The sequence below is a fragment of the Flaviaestuariibacter amylovorans genome, from assembly GCF_039541815.1.
In the GTDB taxonomy this organism is placed as follows: Bacteria; Bacteroidota; Bacteroidia; order Chitinophagales; family Chitinophagaceae; genus Flavisolibacter; species Flavisolibacter amylovorans.
The window spans coordinates 400246-419687 of record NZ_BAABGY010000008.1; the positions used below are offsets into that span (position 1 = coordinate 400246).

At 63.2% G+C, this 19442-nt stretch carries 10 protein-coding genes; 7 read left to right on the forward strand and 3 right to left on the reverse strand.

All coding sequences use genetic code 11. The annotated features are described in order from the left end of the window. Window positions 1-16 precede the first annotated feature (16 nt). The 3 genes from ABD937_RS15180 to dctA all read left to right on the forward strand — a co-directional run bounded on the left by ABD937_RS15180 (window position 17) and on the right by dctA (window position 13260). Window positions 17-11008 carry a LamG-like jellyroll fold domain-containing protein gene (locus tag ABD937_RS15180; protein ID WP_345256607.1) on the forward strand — a complete coding sequence of 3664 codons (10992 nt, stop codon included), beginning with the start codon at window positions 17-19 and terminating at the stop codon, window positions 11006-11008. A 156-nt stretch (window positions 11009-11164) separates the two neighbouring features. After that, entirely contained in the window at window positions 11165-11824 is a 660-nt protein-coding gene (locus ABD937_RS15185) for a GDSL-type esterase/lipase family protein (RefSeq protein ID WP_345256608.1), read from the forward strand. Window positions 11825-12000: 176 nt separating this feature from the next. Beyond that, window positions 12001-13260 (forward strand): C4-dicarboxylate transporter DctA, encoded by a 1260-nt coding sequence (gene dctA / locus ABD937_RS15190; RefSeq protein WP_345256609.1) that lies wholly within the window; start codon window positions 12001-12003, stop codon window positions 13258-13260. Between the two features lie 285 nt (window positions 13261-13545). Here the strand turns inward: dctA and ABD937_RS15195 are convergent, their stop codons facing one another. Further along, complete coding sequence (locus tag ABD937_RS15195) at window positions 13546-13749, reverse strand: hypothetical protein (protein ID WP_345256610.1); 204 nt, start codon at window positions 13747-13749, stop codon at window positions 13546-13548. 223 nt (window positions 13750-13972) lie between these two features. Between ABD937_RS15195 and ABD937_RS15200 the strand changes: the two genes are divergently transcribed. Both ABD937_RS15200 and ABD937_RS15205 read left to right on the forward strand, forming a co-directional pair. Beyond that, complete coding sequence (locus ABD937_RS15200; protein WP_345256611.1) at window positions 13973-14194, forward strand: hypothetical protein; 222 nt, start codon at window positions 13973-13975, stop codon at window positions 14192-14194. Window positions 14195-14707: 513 nt separating this feature from the next. After that, window positions 14708-15139 (forward strand): hypothetical protein, encoded by a 432-nt coding sequence (locus ABD937_RS15205; RefSeq protein WP_345256612.1) that lies wholly within the window; start codon window positions 14708-14710, stop codon window positions 15137-15139. A 129-nt stretch (window positions 15140-15268) separates the two neighbouring features. Here the strand turns inward: ABD937_RS15205 and ABD937_RS15210 are convergent, their stop codons facing one another. After that, complete coding sequence (locus ABD937_RS15210) at window positions 15269-16912, reverse strand: M28 family peptidase (protein WP_345256613.1); 1644 nt, start codon at window positions 16910-16912, stop codon at window positions 15269-15271. Window positions 16913-17056: 144 nt separating this feature from the next. On the opposite strand from ABD937_RS15210, the gene ABD937_RS15215 reads away from it, so the two are divergent. Continuing rightward, the gene (locus ABD937_RS15215) at window positions 17057-17968 is read left to right on the forward strand and encodes a YsnF/AvaK domain-containing protein (RefSeq protein ID WP_345256614.1); all 912 of its coding nucleotides are present in this window, start codon (window positions 17057-17059) and stop codon (window positions 17966-17968) included. A gap of 87 nt (window positions 17969-18055) precedes the next feature. Further along, entirely contained in the window at window positions 18056-18310 is a 255-nt protein-coding gene (locus ABD937_RS15220) for a WGxxGxxG family protein (protein WP_345256615.1), read from the forward strand. An 89-nt stretch (window positions 18311-18399) separates the two neighbouring features. Here the strand turns inward: ABD937_RS15220 and ABD937_RS15225 are convergent, their stop codons facing one another. Continuing rightward, entirely contained in the window at window positions 18400-19206 is an 807-nt protein-coding gene (locus tag ABD937_RS15225; protein ID WP_345256616.1) for a DUF1206 domain-containing protein, read from the reverse strand. Window positions 19207-19442: the final 236 nt, after the last annotated feature.

Here is a 19442-nt window from a genome sequence, read left to right on the forward strand (position 1 = left end):
GCCCAAACCCAGTCCCATGCACCCTGCTTATGTTGCGCGGCCCCTTTGCCGCCTGTTCCCCCTTTCTGCCCGGTTCTGTCTCCTGCTCCTTTGCCTCCTTGCCGCCGGCGCCCTGCGCGCGCAGTCGGGAACGGCCGATGGCGTCTATGATTACCGCGACGTCGGTGCGGCCGGCTCGGCCGGGACCGGGATGAAATCCCTGAACGACAAGTTCGCGGTCTCCGACGCCTTCGTGGCCGACGCGGGAGGTACGCCCTCCCTGGGCGCCGGCAACGTGCTGTATATGGCCAACCCGGGCCCCGGCTCCCTGCTTACCGGCACCATCCGGGCGGCCGGCGGCGCCGTGTGCGCGACCTTTTCGCTCCGCGATATGAGCTTCAGCAACTACAGCGGCGGCGAGTTCGAAAGCATCTCGGTGACCCTGTACGGCTACTGGGGCAACACGATCGCCCAGCACTCCTTCATGATGCCGAACTATATGTTGGCGGCCGGGGCGCGCACGAGCCTGTCGGCAATGCCCTTCTCGACGCCCTGGCCCGCCTCGGGCTACGACGGCGTGAGCCGGATCGAGCTCTCCTGGCGCTATGGGCACATGGGCGTCGCGGGCAACCTCGTATTCTGGGATATGACGATCGCCAACGTAAGCAACAGCGTGCCTGCCGGCACGGCCGTCGGCGCCCTTTCCGCCAGCAGCTTCTGTCCCGGCGCGCCCATCACGGTCCCCTACACCGCCGGTGGCTTCAGCACGGGCAACGTATTCACGGCCCAGTTATCCGATGCCTCGGGCTCCTTCGCCGCGCCGGTGACCCTCGGCAGCGTCACGTCCACCGCATCGGGCGTCCTGACGGGGCTCATCCCGGCGGGCACCACCCCGGGCGGCGGCTACCGCATCCGCATCGTGGGCAGCAACCCCTCCTTTACCCCCGATACCGACAACGGCAGCAACCTGACCGTATATGCGCCGCCGGCCGCGCCCTTCCTCTCCGCCGGGCACGTTTCCTGCTTTGGCGGCACCAACGGCTCGCTACAGGCCAACATGGGACCCGCCGGGATGCCGGGCGGCGAGATCTATACCTACCTCTGGTCCAATGGGGCAACGGGCGCGGGCATCAGCGGGCTTTCGGCCGGCACCTACTCGGTGACGGTGACCGACGGCCGCGGCTGTACGGCGAGCGGCAGCAGCAGCATCACGCAGCCCGCGGCAGCGCTGACGGCCACCGCGGTGGCTACCGGCGTTTCCTGCTACGGCGGCAGCAACGGCGCTATCGACGTCAGCGTCAGCGGCGGCACGGCACCCTATACCGTCGTGTGGCAGGACGCGGCCGGTGGGCCGGCGATGCCCGGGATGATAGCGGAGGACCGCAGCAACCTCGCCGCCGGTACCTACTCGGCCACCATCACCGATGCCAACGGCTGCAACACGGCGCTGAGCGTCACCGTCGGGCAGCCTGCCGCCGTCCTGTCGGTTTCGGCGCTCGCCACCCCGGTGACCTGCTTCGGGGATACCGATGGCGCCGTAGACCTGACGGTCACGGGCGGCACGGCCCCGTATTCCTACAGCTGGAGCGACAGCGTAGCTACGGAAGACCGTAGCGGTCTCCCCGCCGGTTTGTACTCCGTAACGGTCACCGATGCCCAGGGGTGCACGGCCGGGGCGATGGCCCCCGTTGCGAGCCCCGTGTTGCCGGTTGTGGATTCGATCCCGTCGCGCGAGCTGTGTGCCGGCACCTGGGTGCCCACGGCCTTTTTTACCGGGAACGCCGCCACGTACCAGTGGACCAACAGCAACCCGGCCACCGGCTTCGCGGCATCGGGTGCCGACAGCATCGCTGCCTTTACGGCGGTCAATACGGATACGGTGGCCCGTATTTCTACGGTCACCGTGATCCCGGTCACGAACGGATGCGCCGGCGCGGCGCGCACGTTTACGATCAGCGTACACCCGGCGCCCTCTGTGGATCCCATCGCCGACCAGTCGCTCTGCGCGGGTGCCGCTTCCGCCGCCGTAACCTTCAGCAGCCCGGTGGCGGGTACCTCGTTCCTCTGGTCGAACAACAACACCGGCATCGGGCTTGCCGCCGGCAACGGGATGGGCCATCTTCCTTCCTTTACCGCACTCAACGCCACCGACACGACCCAGACGGCGACCCTTACGGTGATCGCGTCTACGGCGCGCTGCCTGGGCTCCACCCGTACATTCTCCTACCGCGTGCACCCGGTACCCGTGGTGGATTCGGTAGCCAACGTGCCCCTGTGCGCCGGCAGCAACAGCAACATCGTTGTGTTCAGCGGCCCGGTTCCGAATACGACCTATAGCTGGACCAACAACAACACAAGCATCGGGCTCGCCGCTTCGGGCGCCGGCCATATCGCCTCGTTCGTACCGGTCAACAGCGGCACGGCGCCGGTATCGGCCACCGTGACCGTAACCCCGGCTACCAGCTTCTGCACCGGCGCGGCGCGGTCATTTGCGTTCATCGTGAACCCGAAGCCGGCGGCCTTCTTCAGCTATCCCGCAGTGGCCTATTGTGCCGCCGACTCCACCGCGCCGACCCTCACCGGCACGGCCGGCGGCGTGTTCACCGCAACGGCGGGCTGCATCGTCAACCCGTTCACCGGCGTGGTGGACCTGGCTACGTCGACGCAGGGGATGCACACCATTACCTATAATTCGGTAGCGCTGTTCCCCTGCACGCCTGCAACTGCCACTGCCATCATCTTCGTGCGCTCCGTGCCGCAGGTAACGGGCACTTCGGATCTCGTAGCCTGTAACGGACAAGCATTCGTCGCACCTGCCTTCACCGGCACCGACTCCAGCACGGCGACCTATACCTGGTCCAACTCCAACCCCGCGATCGGGCTGCCCGCGGGCGGCACCGGCAACCTCCCGATGTTTACGCCGGTAGCGCCCACCGCGCCGCAAACCGCAACCATCACGGTAATCGCTTCGAAGCGCACGACCACCGGTGGTGCTACACCCGAAGTGCTGTTCTACAACTTTGAAGGCAGCGGGAAAACCGTCGTCAACGAGGCCAGCGCGCCGCCTTCCGGAACGGCCAGCACCTCCATCATTGGATCGATGAGGCAGGCCACGCCCGGCATCTGCGGCAAGGCGCTGACCGGCGCCGGCGGCTCCTCGCTCACCAACTATTTCAACACGGGCTGGGCGCCGAGCCTGCCCTCTACCGGCTGGACGGTCTCGTTCAAGACGTCGAACATCCCGCAGGTGCGCGACACCACGTATTATGTATTCGGCGACGTGAACGTGGGCGGCTTCCGCTGCCTCACGGGCAGCGCTTCGGGTAAGGGCGCCTGGATCCTGCGCGGCGGCTTCACCGACGTGGTGGCCACCGGCGGCGCGGCATCGGGTACCCGTACTACTACGTTCGTGTACGATGCCACCGCACGCGTCATCAAAGCCTATGTCGATGGGGTGCTGGTCAATACCGTAGCCCAGTCTTCTGTAACGGTGAGCGGCGCCCGCCTCAAAATCGGCGGCTACAGCAACTCGCTGTCGCTGCCGAAGGGCGCGCTGGTCGACAACTTCCGCGTGTACAGCCGCTCCCTCAGCGCTGCGGAGGTACTGGCACTGAACGATTGCGTGAGCGACCTCACCTGCACCGGTACGCCGAAGACGATCACCCTCACGGTGAACCCGGTGCCCAATGTGGCCGCGGTGGCGAACCTCGTGTATTGCAACGGTGCCACCACCGATTCGATTCCCTTCGCCGGCACCATCGACGGAGCTACCTATACCTGGACCAACAGCAACCCCGGCATCGGTCTCGCGGCCGCAGGCACCGGCACGCTGCCTTCCTTTACCGCGATCAACGATACTACCGAGGCACGCTCGGCGACGATCACCGTGACACCCTATTTCGGGAACTGCAGCGGCGCGCCCGTGACGTTTACGATCACGGTGAATCCGTCGCAAGCGGCTACGCTCAGCTACCCCTCGGCGGGCTTCTGTGCCAGCGGCTCCGCGGTCGCCACGCTCACGGGTAACACGGGCGGCAGCTTCAGTGCGGATGCGGGCCTCGCGCTCGACGCGCAAACCGGCAACATCGATCTCGGCGCCTCCGCTCCGGGTTCGTATACCGTCACGTACACCGGCCCCACGGTGACCGGCTGCACCCCGGCAAGCGCGAGCGCCGTGGTGACCGTACTCGCCATTCCGACCGCGCAGGCCGACAGCTTCACGCTGTGTGCCGACGTGCCGGCAACGCTCCCTGCATTCACGGGTACCGGTACTTCCTACAACTGGATCAACAACGACCCGTCGATCGGTCTCCCTGCCTCGGGTACCGGCGACCTGCCTGTATTTACCCCGCTGAATGCCGGCAACAGCCCGGTGTCTGCTGCCATTACGGTAACGCCTGTGAGCGGCTACCTCGTGGGCGCCGATTCGCTGTATTGCGTCGGTACGCCGGTCGACATCGTGCTTACCATTAAACCGGCGGCCGTACCGACCAGCATCTCGTACGACGCGGCTCCGTATTGCCCGTCGGGCACGGCCACGCCGCAATTCGCCGGTGTCGCCGGCGGCTTTTATACGGGTGAGGCGGGCCTGATGATCGATGCCGCAACGGGTATCGTGGATCTTGCCGCCTCTGCTCCGGGAACGTATACGGTTACCTATACGCCCCCGTCGGATTGGTCCTGCACGGCAGCGGATACGGCCCTTATCGTGATCCTCCCGACGCTCGTGGCGGACGCGATCGCCGATACCACCGTTTGCGCCGGTACCTCGGTGCAGCTGCCCGCCTTCGCCGGCACCGGCAGTAGTTATACGTGGACGAACACGGATATGTCGATCGGCCTTGCCGACGCCGGCACGGGCGACCTGCCCGCGTTTACGGCCACCAACAGCGGCACCTCGCCGGCGACGGCCATCGTCACCGTAACCCCTCAAGGCAACGGCTGCCCGGTAACGCCGGTTACCTTCAGCATCACAGTGAACCCGGTGTTCTCGGCTGCGATCACCTACGGTGATGCTAACTTTTGCCAGACGGGCACCGCCACACCTACGATGACCGGAACCCCGGGTGGTACCTGGAGCGCCCCGGCAGGAGTTGCGATCGACGCGCTCAGTGGGCTGGTAAACCTCGCGGCTTCAACGCCCGGTATTTATACGGTATCCTACACGGTTCCCGCCTTCGCGCCTTGCGCAGCGATGGTGGCTACGGCAACGATCGTGATCGCAAAGCTCCCGGAGGTGACACAGCCTGCCGACATCGTGGTCTGTACCGGTACTTCGGTGGCGCCCGCTGCATTCAGTGCCACACAGGGTGCGACGCTGTCCTGGACGAATGCGACCCCCGCGATCGGTCTGGCCGCCTCGGGAACGGGCAACCTGCCGTCCTTTACCGCCACCAACAGCGGAACGGCACCCCTCACCGCAACGATCACGGTAACCGCCGCTACAACCGCCACCACGGTGCCGGTTCCGGACATCCTGTATTATACCTTCGAGGGCAGCGGCACTTCGGTACCCAACCTCGCCAGCGCCCCTCCTGCGGGCACCGCTACGGCCACGATCTCGGGGCCGACGCAAGGCGTAGCCGGCACCTGCGGCAACGCGCTGCAAAGTGTGGGCGGCGGCTCTTCCGGAAGCAATATGGTGTCTACCGGCTGGAACATCAACCTGCCGGGTACCGGGTGGACGATCTCCTTCCTGACGGCGAATATTTCGAACCTTTCCACAATAGGCTATGTATTCGGTGACGCCGACATCACCCGCTTCCGCTGCTTCGCCAACGGGGCAGCCGGCAACGGGAACTTCATCTTGCGCGGCAACGACATCGCCGACGTGCTGGTTACCGGAGCCGTCTCCGGCACCCACGTGATCACCTTCGTGGCCGATCCCTCGGTCGGAAAGATCAAGGCCTATGTAGACGGCGTGCTGGTCAACTCCGTCAGCCAAAGCAATATTGCCATCGGCGGCGGCGCGTTTACGATCAACAATTTCGGTACGTCGAATACGCTGCCTGCGGGATCGCTGCTGGATAATTTCAGGGTGTATGGTCGTGTACTTAGCGATGCGGAAGTAAGCGCGCTCAACTATTGCCCCGAGACGCCCTCCTGCACGGGCACCAGCGTTGCGCGCACCTTCACCATCACCGTGAACCCGGTGCAGGACGCGACGGTATCCTATGGCGCCGACATCCTGTGTCCCTCCGGCACCGCCACGCCCACAATCACCGGCGTCAGCGGCGGCACGTTCTCGGCGCCTGCCGGCGTATCGATCAACCCGGCCACCGGTGTGCTCGACCTGGGCGCGTCGACGCCGGGCACCTACACCATTTCCTATACCGTTCCCGCGCTGGCGCCCTGCACTTCGAAGGTGGTGACCACATCGGTCGTGATCGGCCAGGCGGCCGTGCTGAATCAGCCCGCGGATGTCGTGGCCTGCGGCGGCAGCACGGTGGCCCCGGCCGCCTTCAGCAGCAATTCGAGCAGCTCGGTCACCTACACCTGGACGAACTCCAACCCGGTGATCGGGCTCGCGGCCTCGGGCTCGGGCAACCTGCCCTCGTTTACCGCGGCCAACAGCGGAACTTCCCCCGTTACGGCCACCATCACGGTAACGCCCACTTCGGTAGCGGCCAACCCGCCGGTGCCCGATGTGCTGCTCTACACCTTCGAAGGCAGCGGTACCTCGGTGCCGAACGGCGCCACCGCGCCGCCCTCGGGCACCACCAATGCCACGATCGTAGGCAGTCATACGCAAGGAGTGGCAGGCGTCTGCGGCAACGCGCTGCAGATCGCCGGCACTTCGAGCGGCAACTACCTCAACACCGGCTGGGCCACCAGCCTGCCGTCCACGGGATGGACGGTTTCATTCCAGACCGTCAACTTCCCCTCTTTCGACCTCAGCGATGTTGGTGCCTATTACCTGTTCGGTGACAATACCGGCTCCGGTATGCGCTGCTTCGCCAACGGTGCCGCCAACCCCGGAAACGAGACCGGGAACCTCCTGCTCCGCATCAGCGGCTTCAGCGACATAAAGGTGCCCGGCGGCGGCGCCACCGGCTCCCATGTCGTTACGTTCGTAGCCGACCCCGCGGCCGGCAATGTGAAAGCCTATGTAGACGGTACGCTGGTGAACACGGTATCGCAAAGCAATTTTTCAGTATCCGGCAGCGGCCCCTTCCGGGTGGGTGGGTACAGCGGCCAGAACGGCCTGCCCGCCGGCACGCTGCTCGATAACTTCCGGGTCTACAAGCGTGCCCTGAGTGCCGCCGAAGTGGCTTCCCTGAATTATTGCCCCGGGGCCCTGACCTGTGCCGGCACGGGTACGCCGAAGACCTTTACCATTACGGTGAAGCCGAAGGCGGGCGTCAATGCCGTAGCGAGCGCGGTGTATTGCACCGGCAGCGCCGTTGCGGCCACCCCGCTCACCGCCCCGGCGGCAGGCACTACGTTCACCTGGACGAACAGCAACCCGGCGATCGGCCTTGCGGCCTCCGGCACCGGCGACATCCCGGCATTCACCGCCACCAACAGCGGCAGCAGCGCCATCAGTGCCACGATCTCCGTGACGCCGTCGCTCGGCGACTGCGTGGGCACTCCTTACCAGTTCACCCGCTTCGTGGAGCCGGCACTCAGCGTGCCCGTCGTGAGCGATGTGACGCTTTGCGCCGGCAGCAGCAGCCCCGCGATCTCCCTGGGCAGCAATGCCTTTACCACCTATGCCTGGACGAACCCGAACCCGGCGATCGGCCTTGCAGCCACCGGCTTGGGCACCATCCCGGCATTCACGGCCACCAATACCACGTTTGCCCCGATGAGTGCCGGTGTAACGGTAGCCGCGCGGTATACCGGTTTCCAGTACACGACCTATACGACGCATGCCGGCACCGGCAGCACGTCTCAGTACGGGATCGCGCCCAACAACGCCGCTGATTTCGACGCCCTTTTCAATTCCGGCAACAGCCATACGACCGTGTATGCAACGGGTACGGCCAACCCGTCGAGCCTGCTCAATTTCGGCAGCCGCAGCGTGCTCGATGCGGCAGGCGTGCAAATGCCATCGAGTGGGGATTACTTCGGCCTCGAGATCGTGGGCACCTTCACCCCCGTGGAAACGGGCACCTACCGGTTCGGGATCACGGGCGACGATGCCGTGGAGCTTTCCCTCGATGGTACGGTGCTGATCGCGTATTACGGGGCACACGGCGCGGGGCATTACGAAGAAGCCAATATCAACCTCGTGGCAGGCACCCCGTATCGCATGCGGGTGCGGATGCAGGACTATGCCGGCGGCGAGGCGTTGCGCGTAGACTGGAAGCGTCCCTCCCTGAACTACTATTTCCCCCATGCCGACGAAATGTATTCCAGCTGTGCCACGCCCGACACGTTCCACATTACCGTGAACCCGCTGCCGAAGGCCACGTTCAGCTACGAGCCGCTGCCGCTCTGTGCCTCGGGCACGGTAGCGCCCCTCTTCGAAGGCAGCACCGGCGGCACCTTTACGGCACCGGCAGGCGTCGTGATCGACCCGTCCACCGGCGTCGTGAACCTTTCGGCCTCCACACCCGGTAGCTATACGGTGACGTACACCACGAATGCTGCCGACGCCTGCACGCCGCAGGCAGTAGCGGAAGCCGCGCTCATCATCAATGCGCTCCCGGCGATCGCCACCCCGGCCAGCATCAGCACCTGCAACGGTGTGCTGCTGACGCCAGGCGCCTTTACCGGTACCGGCCTTGATTACACCTGGACCAACAGCAACCCCGCGATCGGGCTCGATGCCTCCGGCTACGGCGACCTGCCGGCAGTTACCGCTGTGAACACCGGTACCTCGGACGCCACAGCCACCATCACCGTCACGGCGATGTCGCAGGAGACGGGATGTGAAAGCGCCCCGGTCACGTTCACCATTACGGTGCGCCCGACGCCGGCCGCCACGATCACTTATGCCGCATCGCCTTACTACATTGGCGCCGGCACTGCATCCGTGACCCAAAGCGGTACCACGGGCGGGGTATACAGTTCCACGCCGGGACTCGTGATCGACGCCGCCACGGGCAGCATCGACCTCGCGGCTTCCACGGCCGGTAGTTATACGGTAACGTACACCGTTCCGGCCACTTCTTCCTGCGCGGCATTCTCGACAACCACGACCGTGCAGCTCATCGAGTTTGCCGCCGTCATCACCTACACCGGATCGCCCTACTGCGGCAGCACGGGCACGGCTACGGTGACGCGCACCGGCGCCTCGGGAGGCACCTACAGCGCCCTGCCTGCCGGGCTGGTGATCAATGCGGCGACCGGTGCGATCGACCTCGCCCTCTCTGCAGCAGGCACCTATACGGTACGCTATAGCTACGGCAGTACGTTCACGGAGGCCACGGTGAGCATCCGCCCCACGACCTATATCAACGCGCAATCCAACGAGGTTTTCTGTGCCGGCAGCCAGACAGCACCTCTGACCTTCAGCGGCGCGCACGGCTTCACGTTCGGGTGGACGGCGTCGGACCCCAGTATCGGCTTGCCGGCCTCGGGTACCGGCGGGATCAACGCCTTCACGGCGGTCAACACCGGTACTTCTACGGTACAGTCGACCATTACCGTCACTGCCTATGGCGGCACGGGCTGCGCTACCAAGCGGATGGCATTCCGCTATTCCGTGAAGCCGGTGCCGGTACTCACGGCCATTGCCAACCAGGCACTCTGCGCAGGAAGCCCGTCGGCCGCCGTGACCTTTACGAGCTCGCTGTCGACGGCTAGCTATGCATGGACCAACAGCAACACGGCCACCGGCCTCGCGGCTTCCGGAACCGGCAACATCGCCTCGTTTACCGCCGCCAACAGTACCGGCAGCACCCAGGTGTCGGCTGTGACCGTTACGCCCACCGCGTCGGGCTGCGCCGGCACGCCCGCGAGCTTCAGCATCTCGGTGTCGCCGGCGGCCGGCAGCATCGCCTATCCTTCGGCAACCTACTGCCAGACGGGCACGGCCACACCGGTGCTCTCGGGCGGCACGGGCGGCATCTTCAGCGCCAGCCCGGCAGGCCTGGTGATCGATGCGGCCACAGGCGTCATCAACCTCGCTACGTCGGCTACGGGCACCTATACGGTGAGCTACGAGGTAACCGGCGCCGCAGCCTGCGGCGGTGCAGCCACCACCACGGTCTCTGTACGGTCGGCGCTCTCGAGCATCGGCAACATGGTGTTGTGCAACGGGGTTACGACGGCGGCGATCCCGCTCAACGGCGTATCGGGTTCTTACAGCTGGACGCTCACGGGCTCGGCTGTGGGCCTCGCTGCCGGCACGGGCACCACCATTCCCTCGTTCACCGCTACCAACAGCGGTAACGCGCCGATCTATGCCATGGTATCGGTTAGCCCGATCGGAGGCGGAACCGGTGGCTGCACCGATAAAGTGACCACCTTCCGCATTACGGTGAACCCGACGCCCACGGTCAATACCATCGCTTCGCAGACCGGTCTTTGCCCGGGCATGATGACCAATGCCGTCACCTTCTCCGGCAACATGACATCGGGCGTGACCTATAACTGGACGAATACCGAAACGCGCATCGGCCTCGCTGGCCGCGGCACTACCCATATCGCTTCCTTCAGTGCGCTCAACCCCACCAGCGGCACGCTAACGGCCAACGTCACGGTAACACCGATCGCCAACAAGTGCACCGGCATCGCGAAGACGTTCAGTATCTCGGTGGGCAGCTGCGTCACCCGCACCTCCGGCACACCGGGCGCGGTGAAGCGCGCAACGGAAGAAGAGCCGGTGTTGTCCGACGAGGTGATCGTAGGTCCGAATCCCACGCAGGGGCGGCTCCAGATCCGCTACCGCGGCAGGGGAGCGGGTCCCTTCACGGTGCAGCTCACGAGCGCGCTCGGCCAGGTGATCCTGCGCCCCGCCACCTTCACCGGCACTACCTACAGCATGGACCTCACCGGCCTCACCTCCGGGGTATACCTGCTGCAGTTCACGGCGCCCGGGATGAAGCGGGCGATGGTCAGCCGGATCGTGAAGCTTTGATCTGCCTGCGCGCGCAGAAAACAACGAAGGCCGCTCCCAGGGAGCGGCCTTTTTCGTGCGCCGGTGCGGTCGGTGCCGTGCCCGGGCAATGATTTAATTCGTAACATAGCAGCCCGCCCGTGCCCGCTTGAGCAGGTGCCGGCTACATTGATCTTTATGAAACAATTCCTTTCGCTCCTGCTCCTGCTCGCCTTGTGCTCCGGCGCGGATGCCCAAACGGCCCCGGCCTTCTGGTCCGATATCGTCGCTTTTAAAAAACAGGATTCTGCAGGGCCCGCGCCGGCCCGTCCCATTCTGTTTGTAGGCTCTTCGTCGTTTACCCGCTGGACCGACCTGCAACAGTATTTCCCCGGTTACCCGGTGCTGAACCGCGGCTTCGGCGGGTCTACGCTGAAGGACGTGATCCGGTACAGTTACGATGTCGTTCTGCCCTACCGGCCGAAGCAGGTGCTGGTATACTGCGGCGAGAACGACCTCGCATCGGCGGACAGTATTTCTGCGGAGGAGGTGACGCTGCGCTTCCGGACCCTGTTCGGCATCATCCGCACCAACCTGCCCGACGCACACATCGCTTTCGTATCGATCAAGCCGAGTCCTTCCCGGGCGTCGATCCAACCCAAGGTGCGCGCCGCCAATGCCGCCATCCGGAAGTTCCTGAAGAGGCATCGACGCACTGCGTTTATTGATATCTACGACGCGATGCTGGATGCCAACGGCAACATGCGTGCGTCGCTGTACGTCGCCGACCGGCTCCACATGACGCCTGAGGGCTATGCCATCTGGCAACGCATCATCGGGCCCCACCTGCTGAAGTGATCGCAGATCTGTGATCGAGGATCTGGGATCTCGGATTTCAAATTTTTGATTTCGGATTTCAGATTTAGCTGGGGCAGGCCCGGTGCGTCCGGATTTAGGGCAACTGAACTAGGTGTAGCAAGCTGGCGTCGCTAACGTTTACAAGTAGACCAATAGACAAATAGACCTTCTGTTTTATGAGATACCTCCGCGTGCTCTATATCCAGGTCCTGATCGCGATCGTGCTGGGCGTTGCCGCCGGCGCGCTGCTGCGGAACGACTATCCCGGTTTTGCGCCGGCGATGAAGCTCGTTTCGGAAACCTTCATCAACATGATCCGCATGGTGATCGCACCGGTGATCTTCCTCACCGTGGTATCGGGCATCGCGGGGGCGGGCTCGCTGAAGCAGGTGGGACGCGTGGGCCTGAAGGCGCTGATCTATTTCGAGGTGGTCACCACGATCGCGTTGGTCATCGGGCTCGTTACGGCCAACCTGGTGCGCCCGGGTGCGGGCGTGGCCCTGCCTGCCGGTACCGCTTCCCCGCAGGTGTCCGACCTTTCGAAGCAGGCAGCAACGGTAGACTGGGGCGCCTTCTTCGCGCACATCGTGCCGGCCAACATCGTGGAGGCGTTTGCGAAGGGCGATATCCTGCAGGTGCTGTTCTTCTCGGTGCTCTTCGCCATCGGCCTTAAAAAGCTCGGCGCGGCAGGGGCGGGGCTGTTGGCTACGTTCGACCGCCTCAACAAGGTATTGTTCAACGTGCTACACATCGTGATGCGGCTCAGCCCGGTGGGCGCCTTCGCAGGCATGGCCTATACCATCGGCAAGTTCGGCTTCGGTACGCTCGCCGTGCTGGGCAAGCTGCTGCTGACGTTTTACCTCACCGGGCTGCTGTTCATCTTCGTACTCCTTTGGGGCATCTGCCGCTACTACCGCGTGTCGCTCCTGAAGCTGCTCGGCTACATCAAGGCAGAGATCCTGATCGTGGTCGGCGCGAGCTCGAGCGAGGCCGCCCTGCCTTCGCTGATGGAAAAGCTGACGGCGGCGGGCTGCGGCAAGGAGGTGGTCGGGCTCGTGGTCCCCACGGGCTACAGCTTCAACCTCGACGGTACCACCATTTACCTGAGCATGAGCATCATCTTCCTGGCACAAGTGTTCGGGATCGACCTCTCGCTCGGGCAGCAGCTCACCGTCATCGGTATCCTGCTCCTCACGAGCAAAGGCGCCGCGGGCGTTACCGGGAGCGGCTTCCTGGTGCTGGCCTCCACGCTTACGGCACTCAACGTGGTCCCCATTGAGGGGCTCGCGCTCCTGATTGGCGTCGACCGCTTCATGAGTGAGGGCCGCGCCGTCATCAACTTTATCGGGAACTCCGTCGCCGCCGTCGTTATCGCCGCCTCCGAGAACGAGATCGACCGCGAGACGTATTACCGGGTAGTAGAGGGGAAGGTTTAGGCGGTTTTGGGGGTTTTGAAGGTTTTGGAGGTTTTAGGAGGTTTCGGCATGGATAGCGATGGAGTTCTTAATCGTACAACGACATCTAATTGGCAACATAGAGATGCGGTGGAGGCGAAGTCGAAGAACAAATCCGTCCTGATCTTATAAAATCCGTACAATCTGCGTTCCTTCTCTCCCGGCCCAAGCGGTTGCCGTTGGCTGAAATTGATGTTGGGTCAATGAAAAAGGGGCCGTTGAAGGCCCCGTATTTTGGATAGATCGTTTGGGTATTTTTTGCCGCGATCAGGCTGATGCGCGCCGGGAGTCGCTTTCACTTAAGGTCCCGATGCGGGCGTTACGCATGCTGATCTCGTACTGCAGGGCTTTCAGGTCACGGTAGAGGTCCCGGGCAAGCGGACTTGCGCTTTCCCGCTCCAGTTGTTCTTTCTTATCCTCAAGGGAGGCTTTCAGGGTTTCCAGGTCAAGGCCTGCGAATTTGTCGCTCATAGTGGGTTCAGGTTAGACGGTAAAAAAGGACAGGCGTGGCCATCCACTCCCTGTGTTGCATACGCAATTAGGCGTTCTCCCCTAATTGTTAAACAAATTATAATCAAATTGCATACCAGAGCCGGTATCGCCCGTTTTGGCACGCCGTTCGAAATATCCTCCTTGCTAACTTATTGAAAAACACCATTTTTTACCGGTCTACTGACCCAAACCCCGTTTTATTATGGGACGCATTGAAGAACAAGAGATCACCCGGATGGACCTCGACGGGTTGCAGCTGGAATACGCCCAGGCCCTGTCGGAGTTGCGCTCGTCGCTGCTCAACGGTACCCCCTGGGAGCAGGTGCAGGAGCACCGTTTCCAGGTCACCACCCTAAGCATCGCGCTGCACCGGCGCCTGCAATCCGGCAGCCTGGACCCGGCCCAACACCGCAATCGTGGCTGAGCGCGACCAGCGTGGAATGTATTGCCTCGTGAACGAAGGGAGCCCGCCGGCTCCCTTCTTCTATTAGGGCCTCCGTAGAAGTACGGGCGGGAGCAGTTTGGCGGCTACATGCAGCTCAGGTCTCATCAATTTTTCGCCCGGGGTATTTTCAGCCTCACCTGCAGGCGCTGCAGGGTGGGGCGTGTACCCATCGCTCCGCCAGGAGGTATCCACCGTGCCGCCAAGGTTGCGTAAGCGGGCAGGATTGCCGGCGCATTCCGGAAGGTGATGCAGCCGTTGGCGAAAAGCCGTTTCGTTTTCTGAAACCTTTGCTGCGCGTAGGTTTCGGCTCTCGGAGATCGGACTGACAATCCGAAAATGGCCCGCAGGTTGTTCCGCCGCGCCGAAAGCAGGCCGCTATTTTTGTATCGCTGTGAAGGAGCATGTGCTCCGCTCCGGCACGGTTCAACCGGTTGCTTGCTGATGACGACGGTTGTTTTGCTGTAAAGATTTTTTTACAACAAAAGGTAACATATGAAAAAACACATCAGCCCTTACGTACGCACATTTTCCACTCGTCTTTCCTCCTTCGTGCTGCTTGCCGCCTGCTTCGGCTCGCTGCTGCTCCCTGTGTCTGCCCGTGCGCAGGAAGAAGAGCCTGCGAAGCCGCGGGTTTCGGTGCAGGATGCCGGCCTCATCGGCGGCCTCCCGGTATTCGATGTTTATGTTGATCAGACCGGCGGCGAACCGCTGGAGCTCACGATCTCCGACGAGGCCGGCGTCGTTCTCTACAGCACCCGGATCCGCTCGGGCTCCTTCTCGAAGCGCTTCCAGGTCGAAGACCTTGGCGTCGAGGACATGAAGCTCGTGCTCCGCCTCAACAGCCGCAAGTCGAAAGAAGCCCAGGCCTACCTCATCAGCTCCCGCGTGAGCCAGGTGCAGGACGTGGTCGTTTCCCGACTCTGAGTTCCTGCCGTTGCCCGGCCTCCCCTGACCCCTCCTGTGAAGGATACCAACCACCGGTACATCCGGTGAACACAAAAGCCACCGTGAGGTGGCTTTTGTTGTGGGAAGGCGTGGGTATCGTCCGTAGTATTACGGTTGCTGCTCCGACGGGGCAAACAGGTCGCCTTTGTTCCAGGCCGGGCGCGTAGCCGTCTGCGCAATGGAGTAGGAGACGAGGAAGTTGAGGTGCACGTACTTGCGGGCGGCGCCGAAGTTGAAGATGCCCGTCTCGAGGTTGTCGGCCGTCTGGTGATAGTATTTGGCGCGCCACTGCTTTACGAACGACACGAGGTCGAAGCCGGGCACGTCGCTCTTGTTGCCGTACTTGATGTGTAAGGCCGGCACGCCGCTCAGCACAAAGCTATACTGGTCGCTGCGCACAAAGCGGTTCTCGGTCGGCTCCGGATCTTTCTCCACGTCGAGGCCAAGCTGTTTGGCGGCAAACTGCACATGCTGCATCATCGTGGAATGCTCGGCGCCGAGGGGCACCACCGATAGCAGCGGCGCGATCACCGTAGGCATGTCGGTATTGACGTCGGCCACGATGGAGCCTTTGGGCACGGTAGGATTGGCGGCGAAATACGAGGAGCCGATCAGGCCCATCTCCTCGCCGGTCACGAGCACCATCAGGATGGAGCGCTTCGGGCGCACGCCGCTGCTGCGGTAGATGCGCGCGATCTCGAGCAGGGAGGCTACGCCCGAGGCATTATCGTGTGCCCCGTTGTAGATGGAGTCGCCGTTCACGGGCTTGCCTACGCCGAGGTGATCGAGGTGCGCGGAGTGCACTACATATTCGCTGCGCAGCCGGCGGTCGTCGCCGGGGATGAGGCCCACTACGTTGTAGCTTTCAATGTCGGTATGCGTGGTGCTGTAGCCGGCGCTGAGCGTGTAGGGCAGCTCGAAGGAGGCCGGCTTGCGGCTTTTCAGCCCGGCAAGTACCTGCTCGATATTCTTGCCGCTGTTCATCAGCAGGCGGTGGAGCAGCACCCGTCCGGCATTGAGCGCGATGCCTGTGTTGCCGGTGAAGTGCCTTGAGTACACCGCCGAGCGGTCGGGGTTGAGCGCCGCGTTGCTTTGCAGTACGGGAGGATTCGTTGGATTTCCCGGACGCAGCGCGGGGTTGATCACGATCACGCCCGCGGCGCCGCGGGCTGCCGCCGCATTGAACTTGCTGCCCATGTTCGAAAGGTGCGCGGTGATCGTGGACGGGAAGCCGTCCGGGGCACCGGTGAGCAGCACCACGATCTTGCCTTTCACGTCTACGTTATTGTAATCGGAATATTCACCGGGAACGTCGAGGCCGTAGCCCACGAACACGAGCCCGCCGCTGGCCGACGTCTGCGTGCGCATCGGGTGCGGCACCGGAAGGAAGTCACGCTGCAGCGTGAGCGAGTCGCTGTTGCCGGCCGCGTCTTTCAGCACGGCATAAGCGGAAGCGTTCGTCACGAGCGACTTGCGGATGAGCAGCTTTTGCGTATAGGCGCCCGCATCGCCGCCGGGCTTCACACCCATTTTTTTGAATTGCTCAGTCACATAGTCCACCGCAAGCTGATAGCCTTCGGTGCCGGGAAGGCGGCCGCGCAGGCGGTCGTCGGCGAGGTAGGCCACGTGGCCGCGAATGCTGTTGCTGTCGACACGATCCATGGCGGCGCGCACCCGGGCACTCACCGCCGGTCCCTGGGCCGCTGCCTGCAGGGCAAGGCAGGCGCAGGGAAGAAGCAGGTATTTCATCATGGCGGGAAGATAGCAAAAAGCAGGTGCGCGGCGCGGGGCAACCTTTTCCCCGTGCGGTAAAGAAGGCACGACTTTGGTGGCAGCAACAGCCCGCATCGCCGTAGCGGTGCGCCATTGAATCTTTAAAAAAAACTGGAGGTAATTATGTCTCAAACAGTAATCGGGCTCTTTGATGAGCAGTCGCAGGCACAACGTGCCGTAGAGCAATTGGAAGCGCGTGGCATCGGCCGCGACCGTGTAGACGTGTCGAGGTCCGGTTCGGGCGCCGCCGGCAGTACGGCAACGAAAGCCGGCGCCGACCGGAACACCGACCATGTAACGGGTGAAGGACGGACGGTGGACGAGAAAGGACGCAATACGAACGCCATCACGGACTTCTTCAACAACCTGTTCGGTGGCAGCGATAAGGATGAAAGTGACCGCTACAGCCGGGTTGCCGAGCGCGCCTCCGCGATCGTGACCGTACATGCGCGCGATGCAGCAGAAGCACGCGTGGCTGCCGATATCCTCGACAACAGCGGCGCCATCGACGTGGACGACCGGGCGCGCTCTTATGGCGTCGGCAATACGCGAAGCGCGGAAGCCGGCCACCGGGGCGATGTTTCGGCCGACCGGGGTACTACGATCCCGAGGGTCGAGGAGCACCTCGAGGTAGGAAAGCGCGAAGTGGAAGGCGGCGGAGTGCGCGTGCGCAGCCGCATCGTGGAGCGCCCCGTGGAAGAGCATGTGCGTCTCCGTGAGGAGCATGTGCATATCGAGCGCGAGCCGGTGAACCGCCCGGTGAGCGATGCCGACCGGAGCGCCTTCCAGGACCGCGACATCGAGGTGCGGGAGCACAACGAGGTTCCGGTGGTGAACAAGGACGCCCGCGTAGTGGAGGAAGTGCGCGTATCCAAGGAGGTGACCGAGCGCGACGAGACGATCCGCGATACGGTGCGCAACACCGAGATCAATGTCGACCGCACCGGTAGCTCCGACCGTGGAACTACGGATCGGAGTGGGAACACCGACCGCAACATCGACCCGCTGCAGCCTGGCAGCAGCCGGCCGCTCTAAGGGCTCACGGTAATGCAGGTACGCAAAAAGGGGAGTATGGTACGGTCATTGTGTTCATCCCATATTCTTAACCAAAATCAAATTAAGATGAAGAAGGTAACAAGAAGCTTTGCTGTACTGGCGCTGAGCGCAGGCCTGTTCTTTACGGCTCCTGCCATGGCGCAGACAACAGAGAACACGACGACGACAACGACGGCGGCCAACGATGACCGCGATGATGATGATGATGATTCTGGTAAGATCGGTCTTGCCGGCCTGCTGGGTCTTCTGGGCCTGCTGGGCCTGAAGCGCCGGGATAACCATCATGTGCATACGACCACGACGCACAACCCCAATCGCTGATCAACCTGCATCTAAGAAAAAAGCCACCGGCCCTGCAACAGGAGCCGGTGGCTTTTTTATGTCGTTTGACGTCAATGGTTTGCTGCCCATCAGTAGTGGCCCCGGCCCGGCCGCTCGTGGCGCGCGCGGATAAAGTTGAATACACCGTAGCAGAGCAGCCCCGCGCCGATCACCGCCAGCAGGTAGGTGCCGTAGCCGCCGTCCGAGAGAAAGCCGAAGGCCTTGGAGGTATCGCCGGCCTCGCGGGCATTGCTGCTCAGCGCTGCCTTACCGAAGAGCCATCCGAGAAGGATCCAGACGGCCCCGCGGGCACAGTAGCCGATCTTGCCGGCGAGGCGCAGGGTGGCACTCGTGTCGCCGTCCACATGCTTCAGGTATTTCTCCTTGTAGGCGTAGTAAAACTGGAAGACGCCAATACCGATGAGCACCAGTGCCGCAATACCGGTAACCACTGCCCCAAAAGGCTTCGAGAGGGTTTCCTGCGCCAGCTGCTGCTTTTGGTCGCCCGATGAGCCACTACCCGAAAAAAGGAGGCGTGCCGCGGCGAAGGCCAGCGAAGCGTAGGCAAGCCCGCTAAGCAGGTAGCGGCCCCGCGATGCCCAGCCTTTGGCGTCGCGCCCCTCGCGCTCCGTATCACCAAAAGCCTGGATCCCGCGCCAGAGGCTGTAGCAGGCGAGGCCAACGGCGATGGCGCCGAGCAGGAGCTGTCCGCCCGTCTGTTCGTGGATGAAGCCCAGCACGCCGGAGGTATCCGCTTCCTGCGTCGAGTGCCCGTTGATGTGAAAGGCCGCCATGAAGGCCAGCGCGCCCAGCAGGCTGTAGAGCACGCCTTTGGCGATGAGCCCGGCCTGGGCAAGACGCTGCACGAGGGAACGATTGGGAGCAAGGTCGATCATATGGTATAGTTGAGTGCGACCGGGTTGTTGCAAGCGCCGGGCCACGAAGGATCTCAGATGTCAGATCTGGGATCTGTGATCTTGCTCAAGAGTTCGCAACCGTCCTGAGGGTGATGCTGTTTTCACCCCGGTGGCAAATGGAGCGCCTTAGGTGCCCCGGATACACAACCTGCTAAACCTGCTAAACCTCCTAAACCACCTAAACCCTTCTCCTGCTGTGACAAGCGGTACCCACC

Coding starts and splice junctions, on each gene's coding strand:
- ABD937_RS15185 (WP_345256608.1), top strand. CDS start 11,165: ATGAAACAATTCCTTTCGCTCCTGCTCCTGCTCGCCTTGTGCTCCGGC.
- ABD937_RS15195 (WP_345256610.1), bottom strand. CDS start 13,749: ATGAGCGACAAATTCGCAGGCCTTGACCTGGAAACCCTGAAAGCCTCC.
- ABD937_RS15180 (WP_345256607.1), top strand. CDS start 17: ATGCACCCTGCTTATGTTGCGCGGCCCCTTTGCCGCCTGTTCCCCCTT.
- ABD937_RS15215 (WP_345256614.1), top strand. CDS start 17,057: ATGTCTCAAACAGTAATCGGGCTCTTTGATGAGCAGTCGCAGGCACAA.
- ABD937_RS15225 (WP_345256616.1), bottom strand. CDS start 19,206: ATGATCGACCTTGCTCCCAATCGTTCCCTCGTGCAGCGTCTTGCCCAG.
- ABD937_RS15220 (WP_345256615.1), top strand. CDS start 18,056: ATGAAGAAGGTAACAAGAAGCTTTGCTGTACTGGCGCTGAGCGCAGGC.
- ABD937_RS15210 (WP_345256613.1), bottom strand. CDS start 16,912: ATGATGAAATACCTGCTTCTTCCCTGCGCCTGCCTTGCCCTGCAGGCA.
- dctA (WP_345256609.1), top strand. CDS start 12,001: ATGAGATACCTCCGCGTGCTCTATATCCAGGTCCTGATCGCGATCGTG.
- ABD937_RS15200 (WP_345256611.1), top strand. CDS start 13,973: ATGGGACGCATTGAAGAACAAGAGATCACCCGGATGGACCTCGACGGG.
- ABD937_RS15205 (WP_345256612.1), top strand. CDS start 14,708: ATGAAAAAACACATCAGCCCTTACGTACGCACATTTTCCACTCGTCTT.